3 protein-coding genes, 1 pseudogene and 1 riboswitch are annotated in these 3,725 nt (G+C 36.3%); of the genes and pseudogenes, 3 read left to right on the top strand and 1 reads right to left on the bottom strand.

The genetic code is table 11. The features are described from left to right. The 3 genes and pseudogenes from AC1DVB_RS25825 to AC1DVB_RS25815 form a co-directional block, all read left to right on the top strand. Positions 1-114: IS3 family transposase (locus tag AC1DVB_RS25825; protein ID WP_268572584.1), on the top strand; the 114-nt coding region annotated here is incomplete at its 5' end. 195 nt (positions 115-309) lie between these two features. After that, positions 310-767: pseudogene (locus tag AC1DVB_RS25820) on the top strand (IS110 family transposase); the annotation flags it as partial. A 321-nt stretch (positions 768-1,088) separates the two neighbouring features. Continuing rightward, a riboswitch (ZMP/ZTP riboswitch) is annotated at positions 1,089-1,167 on the top strand. Between the two features lie 52 nt (positions 1,168-1,219). Next, on the top strand, positions 1,220-2,812 hold the full coding sequence (locus AC1DVB_RS25815; RefSeq protein ID WP_057276254.1) for an APC family permease: 1,593 nt from the start codon (positions 1,220-1,222) through the stop codon (positions 2,810-2,812). Positions 2,813-3,397: 585 nt separating this feature from the next. Here AC1DVB_RS25815 and AC1DVB_RS25810 read toward each other — a convergent pair. Next, on the bottom strand, positions 3,398-3,725 hold a 328-nt coding region (locus AC1DVB_RS25810), incomplete at its 5' end, for a hypothetical protein (protein WP_477591634.1).

The raw sequence follows: 3,725 nt of genomic DNA, 5'->3' as shown, positions 1-3,725 counted from the left end.
GAGCAAGCTTATCTAGCTATTCAAGAGTATATAGAGTTTTACAATACGGCTCGCTTTCAAGAGAAATTCAACGGCCTTTCCCCAATTGAATATCGAGAAAAGGCCGCAGCTTAAAAAATACTCTTTTTTTATTGTCTACTTGACAGGGTTATGTGCACTTCGACTTCTCTTTTTTTTATGGAGCTAATGGGGCAGCGTTCCTGTAATAACTGAAAATGAGGTTTGAACGAAAAAAGACCTCTTGATAAGATGAATGTGTCCTGAGCTGGCCAGCTAAAAAGGGCAATACATCTATTTGGAGGTCTCACAATGAATGATAACCAAAATCATAAAATCTCTCAGGTTACTTCTGAAACCATAATGGTCGGAGTAGATATAGCCAAGCACAATCATGTCGCGAGAGCACAAGATTTTAGAGGATTGGAACTAGGTAAAACGTGTTTCTTTGAAAATACGAAAGCAGGATTTCATTCGGTTCTAGATTGGATTACCCAACATGTTAAAGGGTGTAAGTTAAATCAAGTGATTGTAGGCATGGAGCCAACCGGTCACTACTGGTTAAATCTACTCATCTTCTAAAAGAGAATACTATTAAGTTCGTATCAGTCAATCCACTACTTGTTAAACGAAGTAAAGATAATTCTCCTACTAAAAATGATGTGAAAAATGCTAAAGTCATTGCCAAATTGGTCAAAGACGGAAGATACGCTGAACCAACRATWCCACAAGGAGGTAATATAGGTATGGAGTATTCCAAGTATTTCCGTTGTTAGTTCATAAGATTTTAACTAACTGGTACATTACTTCCATGTAAATGTTATAATTCGTAAAATGAAAACGGTTTATTTTGCGCATATAAGTTCTTAAAGGTTTTTAAGTATAATGTTAAAGAGAAATGATGATATTGATGTAGCATGTGTTCTGGAAATTGAATGTTTGTTTTTGGACTTTAATTCACCTGATTTTTTCGAATTAAAATGAATATTGATAGGAAATTACGAAAAATAAATAAGATTATATATAAAATATAAATGTTCTTCAAGTGTTGTGAAATTTTAAAAAATCCTATATACTAAAAAAAAAGCTATTTTCCTATATGTAACTGGCGCAACATGGAGTACCATGGGGGAGCATATAGAGTATAAGCCGCGCGCCTGGGCAAACACTTGATTTATAGATCAAGTGTTTTTTATTTTCCTAGGAAGAGGTGTAGGTAGAGATGAGTAATATGCATAGAAAGATGGGGACTTTTGCTTTAACTCTGACAGGCATTGGTTCTATTATCGGCTCAGGTTGGTTGTTCGGAGCGTGGAAAGCTGCCCAGATTGCTGGGCCAGCAGCTATTTTTTCTTGGATTATCGGTATGGTTGTAATTTTATTAATTGCATTATCTTACGCAGAGCTTGGGGCAATGTTTCCTGAAGCTGGAGGAATGGTTAAGTATCCTCAATATTCGCATGGCTCTTTTATTGGATTTTTAGCTGCGTGGGCGAACTGGATTTCTATCGCTTCGACTATTACCGTTGAGGCCATTGCTTCGGTACAATATATGAGTACGTGGCCTTGGGAATGGGCCAGATGGTCTCATTCTTTAGTTGATAACAATATCTTAACGACCAAAGGATTATTCATAGCTTCTTTACTATTATTGCTCTATTTCTTCATCAACTATTGGACAGTTAACCTTTTTGCTAAGGCAAATTCATTTATCACTATTTTTAAATTAATTGTTCCAGGTGTAATGGCAGGATCGTTATTTTTTGCTGGATTCCATGGTGAAAACTTTACAAGTTCTCAAGGAATCGCACCATATGGTTGGGCAAGCGTTTTAACAGCAGTAGCTACTTCTGGTATAGTGTTTGCGTTTAACGGATTTCAAAGTCCCGTTAATATGGCAGGCGAAGCGAAGTCGCCGAATAAGTCTATACCAATTGCTGTTATTGGGTCTATTCTAATTGCAGGTTTTATATACGTTATTTTACAAGTTGTTTTTATCGGTGCAGTCGATCCGTCTATGATCGTGAACGGATGGAGTCATCTGAATTTTAATTCACCTTTTGCAGATTTGGCAATTGCTCTTAGCCTTAACTGGTTAGCGATTGTATTGTATGTAGATGCGTTTGTATCACCGTCTGGTTCAGGTGCCACTTATACAGCTACAACTTCACGAATGCTTTATGGAATGCAGAAAAATGGGTACTTACCGAATATCTTTGGTACATTACATCCACTTTATGGTGTTCCTCGTCCAGCGATGTTATTGAACTTAGGCGTATGTTTTATCTTTTTATTTTTATTCCGCGGATGGGGCGTACTTGCTGAAGTGATTTCAGTTGCTACACTTATTTCGTATATCATGGGGCCAGTTGCATTGGCAACTTTAAGACGTACTGCTTCTCATTTTAACCGTCCATTTCACTTAAAAGGTGCTTCCATTATTGCACCTTGTGGATTTGTTTTAGCATCGCTTACTTTATACTGGGCGCGTTGGCCATTAACAGGAGAAGTCGTTTTCATCATTGCCATTGGACTACCTATTTACTTTTATTATCAAGCTAAAAATAAATGGAATGGATTCAAAAAACAATTTTTATCAGGTGTTTGGCTGCTAATATACTTATGTTGTATGATTTTGATTTCTTATATTGGAAGTGAGAAGTTCGGCGGAAAAAATATTCTTACATTTGGCTGGGATATGGTGGTCATCGCATGTCTGGCACTCTGCTTCTATTGGTGGGGAGTTAAGAGCGGGATTAAAACAGAATACATGGCTGAGGCTGAAAAAATCAACAAAGAATTTATCAATAAATAACTCTTAGTGTAGACACAGCTATATGAGTAAAAAGAAAACATGGTTACTTTATAACCATGTTTTTTTATTTATTAAAAAGTGTTCGGAAATTGGAACTAATGAAAAATTAAACTTTTACTACACGTTTATATCCAATCCCGCTGAATTATGGATTGGCAGGAAGTACAAACATTTCATCTCCAAAGTCTAGTTTTAGTTCATTAAAAGAAAAAAGGAGAGTACATACATGACTAATATGTACTCTCCTTTATTTATTAAGGTCTTTTATAATTAGGTCTAGATAACTTTAGTTCAGTAATGAAATCATTGTCCGCGAAGGGTTGCTCTGTTTTGTGCAAGAGCATTGGAGAAATAAACAAAGTTACCACCTCAAAATAATTGTAACACTTATAAAACAACATTTTCTGAGGTAGATATTAAAATCAAATGGCAAATTATTGATAAACCCATTTTTTCATACATAAAGCCCACCTGTCTTAAGTATCAAAAATCAAAATAGGGAGAGTGCTCATTCATTTTTTGAAAATGTTCATATGATAGGAATCAGGGATAATTGTCCAAAAGAATGCGACCTTGAAAAGTAACTTAAAGTATAGCAAAAAAAGGAGTGATATTTCTATGTCTTATCACGATGATTGTTGTAAGAAGGAAAAACGCTGCGATTATGACCATCACGCTGATTGTTGTAAGAAGGGACAACGCTGCGATGATGACCATCACGCTGATTRTTGTAAGAAGGGACAACGCTGCGATTATGACCATCACGCTGATTGTTGTAAGAAGAAAAAACGCTGCGATGATGACCATCACGCTGATTGTTGTAAGARGAAAAAACGCTGCGATKATGACCATCACGCTGATTGTTGTAAGAAGGGACAACGCTGCGATGATGACCATCACGCTGATTGTTGTA

The sequence above is a fragment of the Peribacillus sp. P4_D6 genome, from assembly GCF_056401795.1.
The sequence above is the reverse complement of the archived record's forward strand: the minus strand, read 5'-3'. Positions and strand labels throughout refer to the sequence as shown.